Here is a 20148-nt window from a genome sequence, read left to right on the forward strand (position 1 = left end):
GGTTTACCCGCGAAGGGCGGGGGCGGATCAAGCTGATTGGTATGCTTCGAGCGCCTTCAGCCGTTTGTCTTTCAGTGCGTCACCCAAGGCCTTTCCGGTCATTCCTTTCTCAACCAGCGACTTCACCTCCACTGCCCGCGCCGCTTCAGCGGCTCCCCGCAGGTACATGCCCTGAGGGTACGCCGAGCCTGGCGCAGCCATCTCGCACGCGGCGATGAAATCCTCGAAGCGTTGCGGTCGTCGATACACATCGAACTTCTGCAGCAACTCCAGCAGGCTTGTCGGCTCCAGTGCCTGGGCTTCATCGGCCCGTTCGGCGAACTCTCCTACCAGTACTGCCAGTTCCTGGCATTCGCGTGGGACCTTGAAGCGCTGGTTGAGTGCCTTGATCGCCGTTGGCTCCAATCCGCGCAGCAGGCATGCCCAACGCACCGGCAGTGATTGCTGGTGCCTGGCCGCCTGGTGCAACGCAGCCAGTGTATCGGCGCCGTGCTCCAGCTCTGGCATCAGCTCGTTCAGCGCGCCGCAACTGCGCAGCACCTCGATGAACACCTGTGGCTCGCTTTCCATCAATGCCCGTTCGATCTCCTTCCAGCTGCGCTCGGCGGTCAGTGCCTGCAGCTCGCCCGACTCGGCGATCTGGCGCATCAGTTTCAGGGTGTCGTCGGCGACGTGGAAACCCAAGGGCGCGTAGCGGGCCGCAAAGCGCGCAACGCGCAGAACCCGCAGGGGATCTTCGGCGAACGCCGGGGAAACATGGCGAAGGATCCGCTGCTCGAGATCGGCCTTGCCGTGATAGGGATCGTGCAGTACGCCGTGTTCATCCTCGGCCATGGCATTGATGGTCAGGTCGCGACGAACCAGATCTTCTTCGAGGGTGACTTCGGGGCTTGCGTGAAAGGTGAAACCGCCATAACCGCGCCCGCTCTTGCGCTCGGTACGGGCAAGGGCATATTCCTCACCGGTCTTCGGGTGCAGGAACACCGGGAAATCGGCGCCGACCGGGCGGAATCCCTGGGCCTGCATCTGTTCGACGGTGGCGCCAACCACCAACCAGTCGACGTCGCTGACCGGACGGCCAAGCAGGCGGTCGCGCACGGCGCCGCCAACCTTGTAGATCTGCATGTGAAACCTCCATTTCTGCCGACAGGATACCTTGTCGGCAAAAATGGTGCGGGCCGGGCTAGAGGTGGTGCACCACGGCCAGGTCCATGCGCCCGTAGTCGCCGGCCTCGCTGTGCTCGCTGCGCGGTGGCATGTGGTGGGTCTTCATCACCTGGTCGCCCTGCACGGTCTCCAGGTGGATATCGAAGCCCCACAGGCGGTGCAGGTGCTTGAGCACCTCGTCGGTGGAGTCGCCCAGCGGTTTGCGGTTGTGCTGCTGGTGACGCAGGGTCAGCGAGCGGTCGCCGCGCCGGTCGATGCTCCAGATCTGCACGTTGGGTTCGCGGTTGCCCAGGTTGTACTGCGCGGCCAGCTGCTCGCGGATGGTGCGGTAGCCGTCCTCGTCATGAATCGCCGGCACCAGCAGGTCGTCACGCTGGTCGTCATCGAGGATGCTGAACAGCTTGAGGTCGCGCATCACCTTGGGTGACAGGTACTGCAGGATGAAGCTTTCATCCTTGAAGCTGCTCATGGCGAACTTGATCGTCGACAGCCAGTCGCTGCCGGCGATCTCCGGGAACCAGCGGCGATCCTCATCGGTGGGGTACTCGCACATGCGGCGGATGTCGGTGTACATGGCAAAGCCCAGGGCATAGGGGTTTATGCCGCTGTAGTAGGGGCTGTCGAAGCCAGGCTGGAACACCACGCTGGTGTGCGACTGCAGGAACTCCATCATGAAGCCTTCGGTGATCAGCCCCTCGTCGTACAGGTCGTTCATCAGGGTGTAGTGCCAGAAGGTCGCCCAGCCTTCGTTCATCACCTGAGTCTGGCGCTGTGGGTAGAAATACTGGGCGATCTTGCGCACGATGCGCACCACTTCGCGCTGCCAGGGCTCCAGCAGCGGGGCGTGCTTCTCGATGAAGTAGAGGATGTTCTCCTGGGGCTCGGCCGGGAAGCGCGCGTCGTCTCTCTCGCCGCCTTTTTCGGCGCCCTTGGGGATGGTGCGCCAGAGGTCGTTGATCTGCCGTTGCAGGTGCTCCTCGCGCTCCTTCTGCCGGCGCCGCTCTTCCTCGGCGGAAATGGGGTAGGGGCGCTTGTAGCGGTCCACGCCGTAGTTCATCAGGGCGTGGCAGGAGTCGATCAGGTCCTCGACGGCATCGATGCCGTGGCGCTCCTCGCATTGAGCGATGTACTGCTTGGCGAACACCAGGTAGTCGATGATCGAGCTGGCGTCTGTCCAGGTGCGGAACAGGTAGTTGCCCTTGAAGAAGCTGTTGTGGCCGTAGCAGGCGTGAGCAATCACCAGTGCCTGCATGCACATGGTGTTTTCTTCCATCAGGTAGGCGATGCACGGATCGGAGTTGATCACGATCTCGTAGGCCAGGCCCATCTGGCCGCGGCTGTAGGACTTCTCGGTGCTGAGGAATTGCTTGCCGTAAGACCAGTGGTGATAACCCAGCGGCATGCCCACCGAGGCGTAGGCGTCCATCATCTGCTCGGCGGTGATCACCTCGATCTGGTTGGGGTAGGTGTCCAGGGCGTAGCGGGCGGCCAGGCGACTGATCTCGCGGTCGTAGGTCTGGATCAGCTCGAACGTCCATTCGGAGCCGGTGGAGATGGGCTGGCGTCTCTGCTCTCTGGCGGTCATGTGGCTAACCTGCGCTGGAAGAGTTCACGGAAGACCGGGTAGATATCGCCGGCCGATACCAACTGCTGCTGGGCGAAGGTGTCGGGGAACGCTTCGCCGATGCGCTCGTACTCGTACCACAGCGCCTGGTGTTCGCGTGGGGTGATCTCGACGTAAGTGTAGTACTGCACGTGCTGCATGATCTGGTTGGCGAGGATGTCGCGGCAGATCGGCGAGTCGTCGTTCCAGTTGTCGCCGTCCGAGGCCTGGGCGGCGTAGATGTTCCAGTCGCTGGCCGGATAGCGCTCGGCCATGATCTCCTGCATCAGCTTGAGCGCGCTGGAGACGATGGTGCCGCCGGTCTCGCGGGAGTAGAAGAACTCTTCCTCGTCCACTTCGCGGGCGCTGGTGTGGTGGCGGATGAACACCACCTCGATGCGGTCGTAGTTGCGCTTGAGGAACAGGTACAACAGGATGAAGAAGCGCTTGGCGATGTCCTTGGTGGCCTGGGTCATGGAGCCGGACACGTCCATCAGGCAGAACATCACCGCCTTGGAGCTGGGGTTGGGCTGCTTGACCAGCAGGTTGTACTTCAGGTCGAAGGTGTCGAGGAACGGCAGGCGGTTGATGCGCGCCTTGAGCCGCTCGATCTCGATCTCGGTGTCCTGGATGTCGGTGAAGTTGTCCGGTTCCTCGACCTTGAGCCGGTCCAGCTCCTTCTGCGCCTCGCGCAGCAGGGCGCGGCTGCTGCCGGTCAGGGCGATGCGCCGGGCGTGGGCCGAGCGCAGGGTGCGGACGATGTTGATGCGCGACGGGTTGCCCTCGTTGGCAATGCCCGCGCGTACGGTCTTGAAGGTGTCGGCACCGGTCAGGTGGCGCTTGACCAGGTTGGGCAGCTCCAGGTCCTCGAACATGAATTCGAGGAATTCTTCCTGGGTGATCTGGAACACGAAGTCGTCCATGCCCTCGCCGGAGTTGCCGGCCTTGCCGCGGCCACTGCCACCGCCGCCACCTTGTGGCCGGGCGATGTGTTCGCCGGCGGTGAATTCCTTGTTGCCGGGGTGGACGATGGTCTGCTTGCCGCCACGACCGTGGTGCAGCACCGGTTCGTCGATGTCACGACCCGGGATGCTGATCTGTTCGCCATGCTCCATGTCCATGATGGAGCGGCGGCTCACGGCCTCTTCGACGGCCTTCTTGATGTGTTCACGGTAACGCCGCAGGAAGCGCTGGCGATTGACCGTGCTCTTGTTCTTGCCGTTCAGGCGTCGGTCGATTACGTAGCTCATGGTCCCTCCGGTAGCTGGGAACAGCTGCATGCTTCAAGCTACGAGCTGCGCGTAAAAGCAGCCGCCGCCGTCCGGGCCGGCAAGGCCAGCCTCGGACGCACGGCGTGTAGCGTGTCGCCTTATTGCGATTTCCTGACCCGCAGGTACCATTCCGACAGCAGTCGAACCTGCTTGTCGGTGTAGCCACGCTCCACCATCCGGGTGACGAAGTCGTTGTGCTTCTGTTGATCCTCCTTGCTGGCCTTGGCGTTGAAGCTGATGACCGGCAGCAGGTCCTCGGTGTTGGAGAACATCTTCTTCTCGATCACCACCCGCAGCTTCTCATAGCTGAGCCAGCTGGGGTTCTTGCCGTTGTTGTTGGCCCGGGCGCGCAGCACGAAGTTGACGATCTCGTTGCGGAAATCCTTCGGATTGCTGATGCCGGCCGGCTTCTCGATCTTCTCCAGCTCCTCGTTGAGGGCGATGCGGTTGAGGATCTCGCCGGTTTCCGGGTCGCGGTATTCCTGGTCCTGGATCCAGAAGTCGGCGTACAGCACGTAACGGTCGAAGATGTTCTGGCCGTACTCGCTGTAGGACTCCAGGTAGGCGGTCTGGATTTCCTTGCCGATGAACTCGATGTAGCGCGGTGCCAGGTATTCCTTCAGGTAGCGCAGGTAGCGCTCGCGCACCTCGGCGGGGAACTGCTCCTGCTCGATCTGCTGCTCCAGCACATACAGCAGGTGCACTGGGTTGGCCGCCACCTCGTGAGGGTCGAAGTTGAACACCTTGGAAAGGATCTTGAAGGCGAAGCGGGTCGACAGGCCGTTCATGCCCTCGTCGACGCCCGCAGAGTCGCGGTACTCCTGGATCGACTTGGCTTTCGGGTCGGTGTCCTTGAGGTTCTCGCCGTCGTACACGCGCATCTTCGAGTAGATGTTGGAGTTCTCGGGCTCTTTAAGGCGCGAGAGCACGGTGAACTGGGCCAGCATCTTCAGGGTGTCCGGCGCGCAGTGCGCCTTGGCCAGGGAGCTGTTGATCAGCAGCTTGTCGTAGATCTTGATCTCGTCGCTGACGCGCAGGCAGTACGGCACCTTGACGATGTAGATCCGGTCGATGAACGCCTCGTTGTTCTTGTTGTTGCGGAAGGTGTGCCACTCCGATTCGTTGGAGTGGGCCAGCAGGATCCCGGAGTAGGGGATCGCGCCCAACCCCTCGGTGCTGTTGTAGTTGCCTTCCTGGGTCGCGGTGAGCAACGGGTGCAGGACCTTGATCGGCGCCTTGAACATCTCGACGAATTCCATCAGGCCCTGGTTGGCCCGGCACAGGGCGCCCGAATAGCTGTAGGCGTCGGCGTCGTTCTGCGGGAATTCCTCGAGCTTGCGGATATCCACCTTGCCCACCAGGGCAGAGATGTCCTGGTTGTTCTCGTCGCCCGGCTCGGTCTTGGCGATGGCGATTTGGTTGAGGATGGATGGGTAGAGCTTGACCACCTTGAACTTGCTGATGTCGCCGCCGAACTCCTGCAGGCGCTTGGTGGCCCAGGGCGACATGATGGTGTTGAGGTAGCGGCGCGAGATGCCGTATTCCTCTTCGAGGATCTGGCCGTCCTCGGCGGCATTGAACAGGCCCAGGGGCGATTCGAATACCGGCGAGTCCTTGATGGCGTAGAACGGCACCTTTTCCATCAGCTGCTTGAGTTTCTCGGCCAGCGACGATTTACCGCCGCCCACCGGGCCCAGCAGGTAGAGGATCTGTTTCTTCTCTTCCAGGCCTTGGGCGGCATGGCGGAAGTAGGAGACTATCTGGTCGATGCACTCTTCCATGCCATGGAAGTCGGCAAAGGCCGGATAGCGGCGGATCACCTTGTTGGAGAAGATCCGCGACAGCCTGGAGTTGCTTGAGGTGTCGATCAGCTCTGGTTCGCCGATGGCCAGCAACAGCCGCTCGGCCGCCGAGGCATAGGCGCTGCGATCCTCTTTGCACAGCTCGAGGTACTCCTGCAGCGAAAGTTCTTCCTGGCGGGTGGACTCGAAACGTTGTTGGAAGTGGCTAAAAATGCTCATGACGTCACCTCGCTCGATACGTGGAGACGACGCCGGATCAGTCAGCTGATGCTGGCATGCAACCGGGCTCGCCGATTGCTGTATACCCCCCAGAACACCTTGGAACGCTACCGATGACCCGCACGCCGGTGTACCGGCTCTCCCCTTTTTTGGATGGCCTGGGCTTAAGGATAGTTGGTTATACGCAAGGTCAAGGGCGGGGAGCCGAGAAGAGGCCTGCGACCGTTCGTCAGGTCGGGCGCAAGCCCGCGCCAAGCGCGGGCTGGAGGAAAAATGAAAAAATTATTCGGCGCTGCCCTGGGCGGTTTCCGCCGGGTAGGTGTTGCGCCACAGCTCGAAGCCACCGTCGATGCTGTAGACGTTGGAGAAGCCCTGGCCGACCAAGTAGGCGGCAGCGCTCTGGCTGGAATTGCCGTGGTAGCAGACAACCAGTGTAGGCGCGTCCAGGTCGGCGTTGCGGATGAAATCGGCAACCGAGTGATTATCCAGATGAGTGGCGCCGGCGATGTGCCCGGCGGCATAGGCCTGCGGGTCGCGAATGTCGACCACGACCGCGCCTTGCGCACGCAGGGCGAGGGCTTGCTCTGGGGTAATGCGCTTGAATTCGCTCATGGGTGCGGTTCCTTCAGGGGTGTTCGTTGAGTGGAGCCGGCGGGCGCGGGGTGCCCTCGCGGGTGCAGTCGCAGCGGTGGAACTCACCACTGTCGACATTGTACAGGGTCATCGCGCCGCCCCAGACGCAGCCGGTGTCCAGGGCGATCACGCCGGGCACATCAACGCGGCCTTCGAGGGCGGCCCAGTGGCCGAAGATGATCTTCACATGACGCGAGCGACGGTCCGGGTGATCGAACCACGGCTTGTAGCCTTTGGGGGCGCTGTCGGCGCCTTCCTTGGTCTTGAGGTCGAGCTTGCCGGCGGCAGTGCAGAAGCGCATGCGGGTGAAGTAGTTGGTGATCACCCGCAGACGCTCGACGCCGGCCAGGTCCTTGCTCCACTTGTTCGGCTCGTTGCCGTACATGCCGTCCAGGTACAGCTTCAGGCGGCCGTCGTCGCGCAGCACTTCCTCGACCTCGGCCGCCAGCTCCAGCGCCTTGCCCAGGGTCCATTGCGGCGGGATGCCGGCATGGACCATGGCGATGCCGCGGGTCTCGTCGTAGTGCAGCAGCTTTTGCTGGCGCAGCCAGTCGAACAGCTGGTCGGCGTCCGGGGCTTCGATGATTTCGCGCAGGGTGTCGCTTTTCTTCAGGCGCTCGACATTGTGCCAGGCCGCCAGCAGGTGCAGGTCGTGATTGCCCAGCACGCAGACCAGCGCATGGCGGATCGAATAGAGGTAGCGCAGGGTCTCGAGGGACTCGGGGCCACGGTTGACCAGGTCACCCACCAGCCACAGCCGGTCGACCGCCGGGTTGAAGCACACGCGTTCGAGCAGGCACTTGAGTGGTTGCAGGCAGCCTTGCAGGTCGCCGACCGCGTAGGTGGCCATTAGTGCAGGGCCCCGGGCACGGCCAGGCGGAACGGCGCGATCTCGGCGTCGAAGCGCTTGCCGTCCTCGGCGAACATCTGGTAGCTGCCCTGCATGGTGCCGACGCGGGTGCTGATGACCGCGCCGCTGCTGTAGGTGTGGCTCTGGCCGGGTTCGATCAGCGGTTGCTGGCCGATCACGCCGGCGCCGCGCACTTCCTCGACCTCGCCGTCACCGTTGGTGATCAGCCAATGGCGGGACATCAGCTTGGCCGTGACCGTGCCGTTGTTCTGCACGGTGATGGTGTAGGCGAAGGCGAAACGGCTGCTTTCGGGGTCGGATTGGTCTTTGAGATAGCGGGTCACGACGCTGACGTCGATCTGATAGCGGGGGTCGGACATGCAAGGGCCTTGGGCGAACTGACGCAATAACGCAGTCTAGGCCATTGAGAGGGGGGAGGGCCAGCGGGGTGGGGCTTGAGATCGTTGTTATCAGTACCGGCCTCTTCGCGGGTAAACCCGCTCCCACAGGAATCGCACGCGGTCACTGTGGGAGCGGGTTTACCCGCGAAGAGGCCGGTACAGGCGATATCAGGCTTGCTGATCAGCCAACTGGTCAGCCAGGCGCACGAAGGCGGCCAGGTCCAGCTGCTCGGGGCGCAGGCTGCCGTCCACACCGGCGGCTTCGATGGCCGCGCTGTCGAGCAGACCTTTCAGGGTATTGCGCAGGGTCTTGCGGCGCTGGTTGAACGCCTCGCGTACCACCTGTTCCAGCAGTCGCGCATCCTTGGCCGGATGAGGCAGCACTGCGTGCGGTACCAGGCGGACGATGGCCGAGTCCACTTTCGGCGGCGGATTGAAGGCGCCAGGGCCAACGTTGAACAGGTGCTCGACCCGGCAGTGGTACTGCACCATGATCGACAGGCGCCCCCAGTCACCGCCACCCGGGCCGGCAGCCATGCGCTCGACCACTTCCTTCTGCAGCATGAAGTGCATGTCGCGGATCAGCCCGGCGTGGCTGAGCAGATGGAAGATCAGCGGGGTGGAGATATTGTAGGGCAGGTTGCCGACCACCTTCAGGCTACGCTCTGGCACGCCCAACTGGTTGAAGTCGAACTTCAGGGCATCACCCTGGTGCAGGCGGAAGTTGTCGCGCCCGGCGAACTTGTGTTGCAGGATCGGCACCAGGTCCTTGTCCAGCTCCACCACGTCCAGCTGTGCGCCGCTGCCCAGCAGCCCCTCGGTCAGGGCGCCCTGGCCCGGGCCGATTTCAAGCAGGTGTTCGCCGGCCTTGGCGTTGATTGCCCGCAGGATGCGGTCGATGATTCCGGCGTCATGCAGGAAGTTCTGGCCGAAGCGCTTGCGCGCCCGGTGTTGGTAGTGCTCGGTCATGGTCGGTTCTCGGCCATCTGGTAGGCGGTTTCCAATGCGACGCGCAGGCTGCCGGTATCGATTCGACCGGTGCCGGCCAGGTCCAGGGCAGTGCCGTGGTCGACCGAGGTACGGATGATCGGCAGGCCCAGCGTCACGTTGACCGCGGCGCCGAAGCCCTTGTACTTGAGTACGGGCAGGCCTTGGTCGTGGTACATCGCCAGCACCGCATCGCAGTGCTCCAGATATTTGGGGGTAAACAGGGTATCGGCCGGCAGCGGACCGCGCAGGTCCATGCCTTCGGCGCGCAGGCGCTGCAGCGCCGGCTCGATGATGTCAATTTCTTCGCGGCCCAGGTGGCCGCCTTCTCCGGCATGCGGGTTGAGCCCGCAGACCAGGATGCGTGGGTTGGCGATGCCGAACTTGTCGCGCATGTCCGCATGCAGGATGCGGGTGACGCGCTCCAGGCGTTCGCCGGTGATGGCGTCGGCAATATCGCGCAGGGGCAGGTGGGTGGTCACCAGGGCCACGCGTAATCCTCGGGTGGCCAGCATCATCACCACTTGCGCGGTATGGGTGAGGTCGGCGAGGAATTCGGTGTGACCGGAGAAGGCAATGCCACTCTCGTTGATCACACCCTTGTGCACGGGGGCGGTGATCATCCCGGCGAACTGCCCGTCGAGGCAGCCCTGGCCGGCCCGGGTCAGCGTCTCCAGCACGAACGCGGCGTTGGCTTTGTCCAGCTGTCCGGCCACCACCGGGTTGGCCAGTGGTGTGTCCCAGACGTACAGGCTGCCGGCGGGGGCTGGCAGGCTGGGGAAACTGTCGGGGGTGACGGGCAGCAGGCTGACGGCCAGCCCCAGCTGCGTGGCCCGCTCGGCGAGCAGGTCACGGCTGGTGATGGCGATCAGGGGGTGGGGCTGGGCCTCGGCGGCGAGCAGCAGGCACAGGTCGGGACCTATGCCGGCCGGCTCGCCGGGCGTGACGGCGAAGCGCTGGGGCTTCACTGGGCGGCCTGGTCGACGCCAGGCAGCTTGATTTCAACGTAGGCTTCGTCGCGGATCTGGCGCAGCCAGTTCTGCAGCTCTTCGTCGTACTTGCGGTTGCGCAGGACGTTCATGGCCTGCTGCTCGCGCGCCTGCTCGGTGCTGTCGGTGGCGCGGCGGCCCAGGACTTCCAGCACATGCCAGCCGTACTGGGTCTTGAACGGCTTGGTCACCACGCCTTGCTGGGCGTTGGCCATCTGCTCGCGGAACTCCGGCACCAGGCTGTTCGGGTCGACCCAGTTGAGGTCGCCGCCGTTGAGCGCGGAGCCCGGGTCTTCCGAGAAGCTCTTCGCCAGTTCGGCGAAGTCTTCACCGTTCTGGATCCGGTCGTACAGACGCTCGGCCAGTTGCTCGGTGGCGGCTTCGCTGCGGATCTCGCTCGGCTTGATCAGGATGTGGCGTACATGCACTTCGTCGCGCAGGATGCTCTCGCTGCCACCGCGCTTCTCCTCGAGCTTGAGGATGATGAAGCCGTTGGGGATGCGGATCGGTTGGGTGATATCGCCAATGGCCATGCTGCTGAGCATCTTGGCGAAGTCAGGTGGCAGCTGGCCAGCCTTGCGCCAGCCCATCTCGCCGCCTTCCAGGGCGTTCTCGCTGGCGGAACGCTCAATGGCCATCTGGCCGAAGTCCTTGCCCTGCCGGAGTTGCTGGTAGACATCGCCGACCTGGCGGGCGGCAGCCTGGATGGCGTCCGAGTTGGCGCCTTCCGGGGTCGGGATGAGGATGTTGGCCAGACGGTACTCTTCGGACATCTGCATCTTGCCCAGGTCCGAGTTGAGGAAGTTCTTCACTTCCTGCTCGGACACCTGGATACGCTCGGCTACCCGGCGCTGACGCACGCGGCTGATGACCATCTCGCGCTTGATCTGCTCGCGGGCATCGTCGTACGACAGGCCGTCGTGGGCCAGGGCGGCGCGGAACTGCTCCAACGACATGCCATTGCGCTGGGCAATGGTGCCGACGGCCTGGTTCAGTTCTTCGTCGGTGATGCGGATACCCGAGCGCTCGCCGATCTGCAGTTGCAGGTTTTCGACGATCAGGCGTTCCAACACTTGCTGTTCCAGCGCGCTGGTTGGCGGCACACCGCCGCCACGCTTGGCGATGGTCTGCTGCACTTCGCGCACGCGCTGGTCCAGCTGGCTCTGCATGACCACGTCATTGTCGACGGTGGCCACGATGCGGTCGATGGGTTGCACCGCGGCATGCACCGCGCCACTCAGCATTGCGGCGCCCAGCATCAGCGGGCGCAGACGATCAATAAGCTTGCTCTTCACGTGTACGGTAACCTTGAATGCCTTGGTCCAGGAACGATTCGACCTTGTTGCCGACTACACCACCGAGCCCTTTGAGCACGATCTGCAGGAAGATCCCGTGGTCGCCCTTTTCGTTTTCAGGTATTGCCTGGCTGAAGTCGTCGTAGTCCATCCAGTAGCGATTGATCAGGCGCAGTTTCCAGCAGCAGTTGTCGTACTCGAAGCCGCCCATCGCTTCCAGCGTGCGGTTACGGTTGTAGTCATGCTGCCAGCGGGCAATGACGCTCCATTGCGGCACGATCGGCCAGATGACCGAGAAGTCGTGCTGCTGGATCTTGTAGTAGTCCTTGATGTAGCCCGGCGTGCCCGGCGTACCGTAGTCACCACCGCCGACCTTCCAGTTACCGGTCTGCGAGTCGTAGGTGATCAGGTCGTTGCGGTAGCGATAGCCGAGGTTGACGACCTTGTTCGGGTTGTCCTCGGGCTGGTAGTGGAACATCGCGCTGCCCGAGCGAGGGCTGTGGGTGTCCGGGTCCCAGTTGTAGTCCGAATTGAAGCGCCAGTCGCGGTTGAAAGCGTATTCGTATTCAAGCGCGTACGGCGAGACATCCGACTTGCTGTCCACTCGGGTGCGGTAGTCGATGCCTGGCAGCTGGACCTTGCGATCCTTGAAGTAGAACGCCTGGCCGATACTGAAGCGCTGGCGCTGGAAGCCGTTGTCTTCGATCCAACGGTTGGTCAGGCCCAGCGACAGCTTGTTCTCGTCGCCGATGCGGTCGGTGCCGGTGAAACGGTTGTCGCGGAACAGCGACGAGTAGTTGAAGGTGCTCTCGCCGGAGTCGAACAGCGGGATGTCGGTCTGGTCCTTGTACGGCACGTAGAGGTAGAACAGACGCGGTTCGAGGGTCTGGCGGTAGTTGGTCCCGAACAGCTGTGTATTGCGATCGAAGTACAGGCCACTGTCGACACTGAAGACCGGAATATCGCGGTTCTGATTGCTCTTGAAGTCGCCATACACGTCGAGCATGCCCGGGTTGTCGGCGAGGTCTTTCTTGCCCTTGCTGTCGAGGTCGAGGTCATAGTGCGTGTAGACGTACTTCAGCTTGGGCGTGACATAGCCGTAGCTGGCCTCGAGCGGCAGGCTGATCGAGGGTGCGAAGTTGAGGCGGGTGCCGTTGGAGCGGGCAACGCCGAAGAGGTTTTCATCCAGCCGGCGGCCAGGGAGGCCGGCAGAGGCATCCGGATTACCATCTTTGTCCAGGACGAAGTCATTCTTCAGGTCACGATCGAAGCGTACCGCCTCGGCTTCGTAACCAAAGTCCAGGCCGCCCGGGTGGAATGGCAGCATGCCGTTGAGGGTCAGCTGAGGCAGGCGGTCGTAAGGCGTGATCTGCGAAATGGTTGCCAGCTCATAGGCGTGCACGTTCAGGCCAGCGGTGTAGGAGTCGCCACGGTAGGTGAGCGTGCCACGCTGGTTGATGTAATCACGGCTCTGCACGCCGATCTGGTCGGTTTCCAGGTCCTGGAAGTAGAACGGGTCGCTGATGTCGGTGTAGTCGACCTCGGCCATCAGGCGCTGGTCCAGGCCGCCCTTGTGCTGCCAGTTGACCATCCAGCGATCTTTCTTGTAGTCCGTCTGCAGTTCGCGGTCGTTGTCCTTGTCGTTCAGGAAAGCGCCGCCGAACTGCCCTTCGCTGGACTTGGTCAGGTAGCGGAACTCGCCTTCCATCAGCATGCCGCGCTTGGCCATGTAGCGCGGGTACAACGTGGCGTCGTAGTTAGGCGCCAGGTTGAAGTAGTACGGCGTGACCAGCATGAAGCCGGTGTCGCTGCTGGAGCTGAACGACGGCGGCAGGAAGCCGGACTGGCGACGGTCGTCGATCGGGAAGTAGATGTACGGTGTGTAGAACACCGGGAAATCCTTGACCCGCAGCGTCACGTTGGTCGCGGTGCCGAAGCCGGTGGCCGGGTTCAGGGTGATGTTGTTGCCCTTGAGCTGCCACGCGTTGCTGCCCGGCTCACAGGTGGTATAGGTACCGTCCTTGAGGCGGATGATCGCGTTCTCGGCGCGCTTGGCGTACAGCGCGTTGCCGCGGATGTGCGACTTGTGCATCACGTATTCGGCGTTGTCGACCCGGGCTTCGCCGGTGTCGAGCTGGATCTGCGCCTCGTCGCCGACCACCAGCGAGCCGTTGTCGCGGATCTTGACGTTGCCCTTGAGCTCGCCGCGGTTCTCGGCCTGGTACAGGTTGGCCTCGTCCGCCTCGGCCTGCATGCTGCCCTGGCGCATGACCACGTCACCGGCGAGGGTGGCGATCTGCTGCTCCTGCTGGTACTTGGAGACCTTGGCGTTGATGTAGGTGGGCGACTCGTCCTTGGGCGTGGAGTCGTTCATGCCTGGGCGGGTCGGCTCGATGTAGGCGCCGCCGCAGTACGGGCCGGTCTCGGCCAGCTGCGCAGCGGTGAGCTTCTCGCGCGGGACCCAGTCCAGGTGGCTGTAGTCTTCGCTGCGCGATTTCAGGCCGCGGCCCTTGGCCTCGGTGACCAGCATCGGCTTCTCGGCCTCGGGTGCGGCGGCTTCGCCAGGCGCTTCGGCGCCCGAGCTGGCAGCGGCAGCACCCGGATGAACCGGGCGCGGAGGCAGGTTGGCGGAGGTCTTGGGCTTGCAGTCCCAGCCACCGGAAGCGGAAACTTGGCAGTCGAACTGCTCGGCCGCCACCACGTACGACGTGGCCAGGGGTTGCAGGGCCAGCAGACCGCCTGTCACCAGCAATGGAAACTTTCTACGAAACGCGGGGGATTTCAATGCCATCTTATTAGTCCGGGCTTCCTGCGTGCCATCTGCCCGCGTGTGGGGGCCGCACGCCTCTCGATGGTCTGAAAAAGATGCTGGATAATAAAGCATGACCCGCTTGACGGCTAGGGCCGTCGGAGAACCCTTGTAATGCCCGATCACGATGTACGCCTGCAACAACTGACCGCCTGGCTTGCCGGGCAACTGGAGAGCCTGTTCCTTAGCAACGCCTGGGGCGAAGTGCCCCCCGGCAGCCTGACCGCCGCCAGCAGCGATGCGAGTTTCCGTCGTTATTTCCGCTGGGAGGGCGCTGGCCACAGCTTCGTGATCATGGATGCGCCGCCGCCGCAGGAAAATTGCCGTCCGTTCGTCGATATCGATCACCTGCTGGCCACGGCGGGCGTGAACGTGCCGGTCATTCATGCCCAGGACCTGGAGCGTGGTTTCCTGTTGTTGGGCGATCTGGGTCACCAGACATACCTGGACATCATTGATTCGGACAACGCTGACGCACTGTTCGCCGATGCCATCGATGCGCTGCTGGCATTCCAGCGCCTGCCGATGGACGCGCCGCTGCCCAGCTACGACGTTGCCCTGCTGCGCCGCGAGGTCGAGCTGTTCCCCGAGTGGTACGTGGGTCGCGAGCTTGGCCTGAACTTCACCGAAGCGCAGCAGGCCACCTGGCAACGGGTCAGCCAGGTGCTGATCGACAGCGCCCTGGCCCAGCCCAAGGTGCTGGTGCACCGCGACTACATGCCGCGCAACCTGATGCAGAGCACCCCCAACCCAGGCGTGCTGGACTTCCAGGATGCCGTCTACGGCCCGGTCACCTACGACATCACCTGCCTGTTCAAGGACGCCTTCCTCAGCTGGCCGCAGGCGCGCGTGGAAGGCTGGCTGCGTGGTTATTGGGAGAAGGCCCGCGCCACCGGCATCCCGGTGCAGCCTGAGTTCGAGGCGTTCCACCGTGCCAGCGACCTTATGGGGGTGCAGCGCCACCTCAAGGTCATCGGTATCTTTGCCCGCATCTGCCACCGTGACGGCAAGCCGCGCTATCTCGCCGACGTGCCGCGTTTCTTCGCCTATATAGATGAAGTGGTCGCTCGCCGTCCCGAACTGGCCGAGCTGGGGCAACTGATTGCCGAGCTCAAGGGCGAGGCGCGCTCATGAAGGCGATGATCCTGGCGGCAGGCAAGGGCGAGCGCATGCGCCCGCTGACCCTGCATACGCCCAAGCCACTGGTGCCCGCGGCCGGCAAGCCGCTGATCGAATACCACCTCGAGGCACTGGCCCGCGCCGGTATCCGTGAAGTGGTCATCAACCACGCCTGGCTCGGCCAGCAGATCGAGGACCAGCTGGGCGACGGCAGCCGTTTCGGACTGAGCATCCGCTACTCCCCGGAGGGCGAGCCACTGGAAACCGGTGGCGGGATCTTCAAGGCGCTGCCGCTGCTTGGGGATGCGCCGTTCCTGCTGGTCAACGGTGATGTCTGGACCGACTACGACTTCACAGGCCTGAATGCTCCCCTGCAAGGGCTGGCGCACCTGGTGCTGGTGGACAATCCCGGCCATCACGGCCGTGGCGACTTCCGCCTGGCGGATGGCCAGGTGAGCGATGGTGACGAAGCGCCGGGAACGCTGACCTTCAGCGGCATCTCGGTGCTGAGTCCGGCCCTGTTCGAGGGTTGCCAAGCCGGCGCGTTCAAGTTGGCCCCGCTACTGCGCAAGGCCATGGTCGAGGGGCGGGTGAGCGGTGAGCACTATCGTGGCCACTGGATCGATGTCGGCACCCTCGAGCGCCTGGCCGATGTCGAGCGCCTGATCGGCGAGCGTGCCTGACATGTGGTGGCCGAGCACAGTGATTGGTGCCGGTGCCGGTTTCGCCGTGGCCAGCATCCCGGGTGCATTGCTGGGGGCGTTGCTGGGACAGGCCATGGATCGGCGCCTGCGACTGCAGGGTTGGGAGGATGTGCGCGAGCGCCTGGGTGGGCGCCCGGCGCTGCGTGACGAGGAACTGCTGTTTGTCCTGCTCGGACGCCTGGCCAAGAGCGACGGCCGGGTGCTCGAGGGGCATATCCAGCAGGCGCGTCAGGAAATGTCGCGGCTGGACCTTGCCGAGCCTGCGCGGATGCGGGCGATTGCCGCGTTCAACCGCGGCAAGTCGGGCAAGGGCCGGCTGGGTCACTACCTGCGCCGGATCAAGCTGCAGCCTCACGCTGCCGAGGGTACCCTGCGTGCCTGTTGGCGCATGGTCTGGGCCGACGGCAAGGCAGGGCGCCAGGAGCGCGACCTGCTGTTGGGCTGGGGGCAGCAGTTGGGGCTCAGTCGCAACCAGGTGCAGGCCATGTCGCTGGAGTATGAACCGCGCAAGTCGGCGGTCGAGGGCGGTGCGATGACCTATGCCGCAGCGTTGAGGCTGCTGGGGGTGGAACCGGATACCGAGGCGGACAAGGTCAAGCAGGCCTACCGGCGTTTGCTCAGCCGACATCACCCGGACAAGCTGGTGGGCAGTGGCGCCAGTGAGGCCAAGGTGCGCGAGGCGACCGAGCATACCCGCGAGTTGCATCAGGCCTATGCCATGATTCGCAAGCGGCGCGGGCTTTAGGTTTGCCATCGCGGGGCAAGCCCGCTCCCACGTTGTTGGAGTTGGCTTGTCCCTCGATACGCGTCACTCTTCCTTGGGCTTCAGCCAGCCGCGTACCCTGCGCAGCAATTGCTCCTGCTCGGCGGCCTTGTTGCCTGGAACGACCATCAGCGACAGCTGCCGGTACTGGCTGTTTTTCTCGCGCTTGCTGGCTTGCAGGCGTTGTTGGGCAGCCAGTCGATCCTGGCTGCGGGTTGTGTAGTACAGATCAGCCGTTGGTACTTTCAGGGTCGGCGTCAGGCTCAGCAGGTCGTGCTCCACCCGCGCCGGCGTCTGTGCGGCGACCATCACCAGTTTCTGCACCTGGGGCGGCTGCTTCTCGCTGAGGTAGCGCGCGGCCCAGTACGCGCCACTGCCGTTACCCAGCAGCACGATGCTGCGCGCTTTCTGCTGCTGGGCATAAGCCACGGCGGCATCGAGGCGGGCGAAGATGCGTTCGGCATCCTCCTCACTGGTGTGCTCGTCGGCCTCGACCGCGTCGGTGCTGTCGGCCGCATCCGCCTCGGGCGCGGTGGCCTGGGCCACGTTGGCGTTGGCATCGGCTGGCGTGTCCTTGGCTGGAGCCGACTCGCCTTCTTCCTTTTTCGGTTCGACCACCGGCTTGGCTTCGACCCGGGCCTGCGGGCGTTCTGCAAGCAGATCGGGCATGCTCAGGCTCAGGGTGCTCCAGCCGACATCGGGGAAGCCACGGCGCAGCGGGCCGACGGTGGTTGGCCAGTCAGCACTTTCGCCGGCACCGGGAACAATGATCACCGCGCCTTGCGGATCGCTGTCGTTGGCCGGCTTCCACAGCGCCAGGAAGTTCTCGCCATTGGCCTGCAAGGTCTGTTGCTCGGCCTTGGGCACCTGGCGCTCAAGGGCCAGGGCGTCGTCCTGGCTGCGTTCAAGCAGCGCTGGTCGGGGAGCGGGGGCCGCAGTTTCGGCGGCATCCTGCGGTTTTTCGGCGTCGGCGGCCCGAGCGCCGAGCGGCAGGAGCGAAGCCAGGCAGAACATTGCCAGCGTCGTGCGATAAAGTGTGAACATCGATCAATCCAAGGCCAGAATCATACCGGCAGCCTAATGGTATTTGCCCGCGACGGCCACGCCAGGCGGCCGTCATTGCCAAGACGAGCGTAGAGATGAAGCGAGTGCGTTGCCTGTGGGTTATCGGCTGGTTGTGTCTACCCTTGATCGCCCTGGCAAAGCCGGAGGCGCCGCCACCCGTGGTGCTGGAACCGGCCCAGCAGCAGTGGCTGGACGAACACCGCGGCCTGCGCGTCGGCCTGGTACTGCAGGCGCCCTATGCTCAGTTCGACCGCCGACTGCAGCAATTCTACGGGGCCAACGTCGAACTGATCGACGCACTGTCCCAGGCACTGCGGCTGGACCTGACCTGGCGCGGCTTCCCGGATCAGGCGGCGCTGGAGCACGCGTTGCAGGCGGGAGAGATCGATTTCGCTCCAGGCCTGACGCAGACACCCACCAGCCTGCGGCTGTGGTTGTTCAGTGACCCTTACATGCGTGTGCCGCAGTTGGTGGTGGGGATGCGCAGCGGCGCGGTGGCCGTGGAGCTGGAGAAGCTGACCGCCAACGAGCGGATGGCTGTGCGCATGCCAGGTGCCCTGGCGGACTACCTGCGGAGCAATTACGGCAACCTCAATCTGCAGGGCGTGCCCAACGAGCGGGAGGCGCTGCAGCTGGTGCTGGGCGGGCAGGCCAGTTTCGCCGTGCTGGACGAGGCACAACTGAGTCGGTTTTCCCGCGAAGGCGAGTTCGCCGACCTGGCGGTAGTGGGTGACATCGGTTTGCCGCAGTTGCTGCGGGTCGGATCACGGCGCGATTGGCCCGTGCTCGCCGATATCCTCGAACGCGCCTTGCAGGCCCTGCCGGCCAAGACCCTGGAGCAGATGCACCAGCGCTGGTTGCAGCCCAAGTACCCACGCTTTTCCGAGTCCGCCGGCTTCTGGCAGAACCTCGCCTTGCTGTTCGGCCTGCTGCTGTTGTGTGCCCTGGCCACCCTGGTCTGGCAGCGACGCCAGCAGCGCGGCTTGGAACGAGGCTTGCTGGCGGCCCGCGAGAGCCTGGTGGAGCGCCAGGTGCGCGAGGAGGCCTTGCGCCTGAGTCAGTTCTCCATCGACCAGAGCACGGTGGGCATCCTCTGGGTCAACTGGGACAGCCATGTGCGCTACGCCAACCATGCCGCCGAACGCATGCTGGGCTTCGTCGAGGGGGCATTGCTGGAGCGGCCGCTGGTGGATATCGAACCGAATCTGACGATGGATCGCTGGCTGGAACTGTGGAAGCGCGCACGCACCGGGGATGGCGGCGAGCAGCAGTTTGAAAGCCAGTGCCGGCGCGCCGACGGCAGCCTGTTCCCGGTCGAGTTGTCGTTGTCGTTCCTGCGTTTTCGCGATGCGGAGTATCTGGTGGTGTTCCTCGCCGATGTCACCGAGCGCCAGCGCGATCTGGCCGCGTTGCGCGAAAGCGAGGCGCGGCTCAAGGGCATTGCCGGCAACGTGCCGGGGCTGGTGTTCCGCCTGGAGCGCGACCCGGCCGAGGGCGACCCGGAGTTCCCCTATATCAGCGAGGGCAGCGAGGCATTGGTCGGCTATACCCCGGCGGCGATCCAGCACCCGCAGATGGGGCTGCGCAACCTGGTCCACCCCCAGGACCGCGCCGACTATCACCGGGTCCAGGACCTGGCCCTGGCCAGCGACCAGGACTGGTCGTGGCAGGGCCGTATCCTCACCCGCCAGGGCGAACAGCGCTGGGCTGACATCAAGGCGACTACGCGGCGCCTGGCCGATGGGCGCATGGTGTGGGATGGTGTGGTCTGGGACATCACCCAGGGCAAGCAGGCCGAGCTGGCCCTGGCCGCCTCCCAGGAGCAGTTGCGTGAGTTGTCGGCGCACCTGGAGAGCGTGCGCGAGGAGGAAAAGGCCCGCATCGCCCGCGAGGTGCATGACGAACTGGGGCAGATGCTCACGGTGCTCAAGCTCGAGGTGTCGATGTGCGAGCTGGCCTATGCCGAGCTGGACGCCGGGCTGCATGAGCGCCTGGCCAGCATGAAGCGCCTGATCGCCCAACTGTTCCAGCTGGTGCGTGACGTGGCCAGCGCGTTGCGCCCGCCGATTCTGGATGCCGGGATCGCCTCGGCCATCGAGTGGCAGGCACGGCGTTTCGAGGCCCGCACGCAGATCCCCTGCCTGGTCGAGGTCCCGGAGCAACTGCCGCCCTTGAGCGATGCCAAGGCCATCGGCCTGTTCCGCATCCTCCAGGAGGCGCTGACCAACGTCATGCGCCATGCCCGGGCGCACACCGTGCAGATCGCCCTGGTCGAGGAAGGCGGGCAGTTGCGCATGACGGTCATCGACGATGGCGTGGGGTTCGCCGTCGATGCGGCCCGGCCGACTTCGTTCGGCCTGGTGGGGGTGCGTGAGCGCGTGCTGATGCTGGGCGGCGACATGACCCTGGAGAGCGAGCCCGGCGAAGGCAGCAGCCTGAGCGTGGCGATTCCTTTGGCGTAGGAGAGAACG

At 64.2% G+C, this 20148-nt stretch carries 16 protein-coding genes; 4 read left to right on the forward strand and 12 right to left on the reverse strand.

The window, feature by feature from the left end; genetic code table 11:
* Positions 1 to 27: 27 nt before the first annotated feature.
* The 11 genes from LU671_RS06570 to LU671_RS06620 all read right to left on the reverse strand — a co-directional run bounded on the left by LU671_RS06570 (position 28) and on the right by LU671_RS06620 (position 14008).
* Complete coding sequence (locus LU671_RS06570; protein WP_232855074.1) at positions 28 to 1125, reverse strand: multifunctional CCA tRNA nucleotidyl transferase/2'3'-cyclic phosphodiesterase/2'nucleotidase/phosphatase; 1098 nt, start codon at positions 1123 to 1125, stop codon at positions 28 to 30.
* Between the two features lie 58 nt (positions 1126 to 1183).
* Positions 1184 to 2752: a SpoVR family protein gene (locus tag LU671_RS06575; RefSeq protein ID WP_232855075.1), complete on the reverse strand. Its 1569-nt coding sequence runs from the start codon at positions 2750 to 2752 to the stop codon at positions 1184 to 1186.
* A complete protein-coding gene (locus LU671_RS06580; RefSeq protein ID WP_203649924.1) occupies positions 2749 to 4020 on the reverse strand; it encodes a YeaH/YhbH family protein in 1272 nt (423 codons plus the stop codon). The genes LU671_RS06575 and LU671_RS06580 overlap by 4 nt, the downstream gene beginning before the upstream one ends.
* A 119-nt stretch (positions 4021 to 4139) precedes the next feature.
* Positions 4140 to 6062 carry a PrkA family serine protein kinase gene (locus LU671_RS06585; protein ID WP_203649925.1) on the reverse strand — a complete coding sequence of 641 codons (1923 nt, stop codon included), beginning with the start codon at positions 6060 to 6062 and terminating at the stop codon, positions 4140 to 4142.
* Positions 6063 to 6344: 282 nt separating this feature from the next.
* Positions 6345 to 6674, reverse strand: coding sequence for a thiosulfate sulfurtransferase GlpE (gene glpE, locus LU671_RS06590; protein ID WP_050703512.1), 330 nt, complete (start codon positions 6672 to 6674; stop codon positions 6345 to 6347).
* A gap of 13 nt (positions 6675 to 6687) precedes the next feature.
* Positions 6688 to 7545: a symmetrical bis(5'-nucleosyl)-tetraphosphatase gene (locus LU671_RS06595; protein WP_232855076.1), complete on the reverse strand. Its 858-nt coding sequence runs from the start codon at positions 7543 to 7545 to the stop codon at positions 6688 to 6690.
* Entirely contained in the window at positions 7545 to 7925 is a 381-nt protein-coding gene (gene apaG, locus LU671_RS06600; RefSeq protein ID WP_198742856.1) for a Co2+/Mg2+ efflux protein ApaG, read from the reverse strand. The genes LU671_RS06595 and apaG overlap by 1 nt, the downstream gene beginning before the upstream one ends.
* Positions 7926 to 8114: 189 nt before the next feature.
* Positions 8115 to 8915 carry a 16S rRNA (adenine(1518)-N(6)/adenine(1519)-N(6))-dimethyltransferase RsmA gene (rsmA, locus tag LU671_RS06605; RefSeq protein WP_232855077.1) on the reverse strand — a complete coding sequence of 267 codons (801 nt, stop codon included), beginning with the start codon at positions 8913 to 8915 and terminating at the stop codon, positions 8115 to 8117.
* The gene (pdxA, locus tag LU671_RS06610) at positions 8912 to 9901 is read right to left on the reverse strand and encodes a 4-hydroxythreonine-4-phosphate dehydrogenase PdxA (protein WP_232855078.1); all 990 of its coding nucleotides are present in this window, start codon (positions 9899 to 9901) and stop codon (positions 8912 to 8914) included. Before pdxA ends, rsmA begins: the two co-directional genes overlap by 4 nt.
* Positions 9898 to 11217: a peptidylprolyl isomerase gene (locus tag LU671_RS06615; protein WP_232855079.1), complete on the reverse strand. Its 1320-nt coding sequence runs from the start codon at positions 11215 to 11217 to the stop codon at positions 9898 to 9900. The genes pdxA and LU671_RS06615 overlap by 4 nt, the downstream gene beginning before the upstream one ends.
* Positions 11198 to 14008, reverse strand: coding sequence for an LPS-assembly protein LptD (locus LU671_RS06620; RefSeq protein ID WP_232855080.1), 2811 nt, complete (start codon positions 14006 to 14008; stop codon positions 11198 to 11200). Before LU671_RS06620 ends, LU671_RS06615 begins: the two co-directional genes overlap by 20 nt.
* A gap of 132 nt (positions 14009 to 14140) precedes the next feature.
* On the opposite strand from LU671_RS06620, the gene LU671_RS06625 reads away from it, so the two are divergent.
* Genes LU671_RS06625 through LU671_RS06635 form a run of 3 tightly spaced genes read left to right on the forward strand, consistent with a single transcriptional unit; the run spans position 14141 to position 16594 of the window.
* Positions 14141 to 15160 carry an aminoglycoside phosphotransferase family protein gene (locus LU671_RS06625; protein WP_232855081.1) on the forward strand — a complete coding sequence of 340 codons (1020 nt, stop codon included), beginning with the start codon at positions 14141 to 14143 and terminating at the stop codon, positions 15158 to 15160.
* Positions 15157 to 15828, forward strand: coding sequence for an N-acetylmuramate alpha-1-phosphate uridylyltransferase MurU (gene murU, locus LU671_RS06630; protein ID WP_232855082.1), 672 nt, complete (start codon positions 15157 to 15159; stop codon positions 15826 to 15828). The genes LU671_RS06625 and murU overlap by 4 nt, the downstream gene beginning before the upstream one ends.
* A gap of 1 nt (position 15829) precedes the next feature.
* Positions 15830 to 16594 carry a TerB family tellurite resistance protein gene (locus tag LU671_RS06635; RefSeq protein WP_203649933.1) on the forward strand — a complete coding sequence of 255 codons (765 nt, stop codon included), beginning with the start codon at positions 15830 to 15832 and terminating at the stop codon, positions 16592 to 16594.
* Positions 16595 to 16657: 63 nt separating this feature from the next.
* On the opposite strand, the gene LU671_RS06640 is transcribed toward LU671_RS06635, so the two are convergent.
* Entirely contained in the window at positions 16658 to 17656 is a 999-nt protein-coding gene (locus LU671_RS06640) for an alpha/beta hydrolase family protein (protein ID WP_232855083.1), read from the reverse strand.
* 95 nt (positions 17657 to 17751) lie between these two features.
* On the opposite strand from LU671_RS06640, the gene LU671_RS06645 reads away from it, so the two are divergent.
* Positions 17752 to 20139, forward strand: a complete 2388-nt coding sequence (locus tag LU671_RS06645) for a PAS domain-containing sensor histidine kinase (protein WP_232855084.1) — start codon at positions 17752 to 17754, stop codon at positions 20137 to 20139.
* Positions 20140 to 20148 lie beyond the last annotated feature (9 nt).

This window comes from Pseudomonas sp. NMI760_13 (assembly GCF_021283245.1).
In the GTDB taxonomy this organism is placed as follows: Bacteria; Pseudomonadota; Gammaproteobacteria; order Pseudomonadales; family Pseudomonadaceae; genus Aquipseudomonas; species Aquipseudomonas peradeniyensis.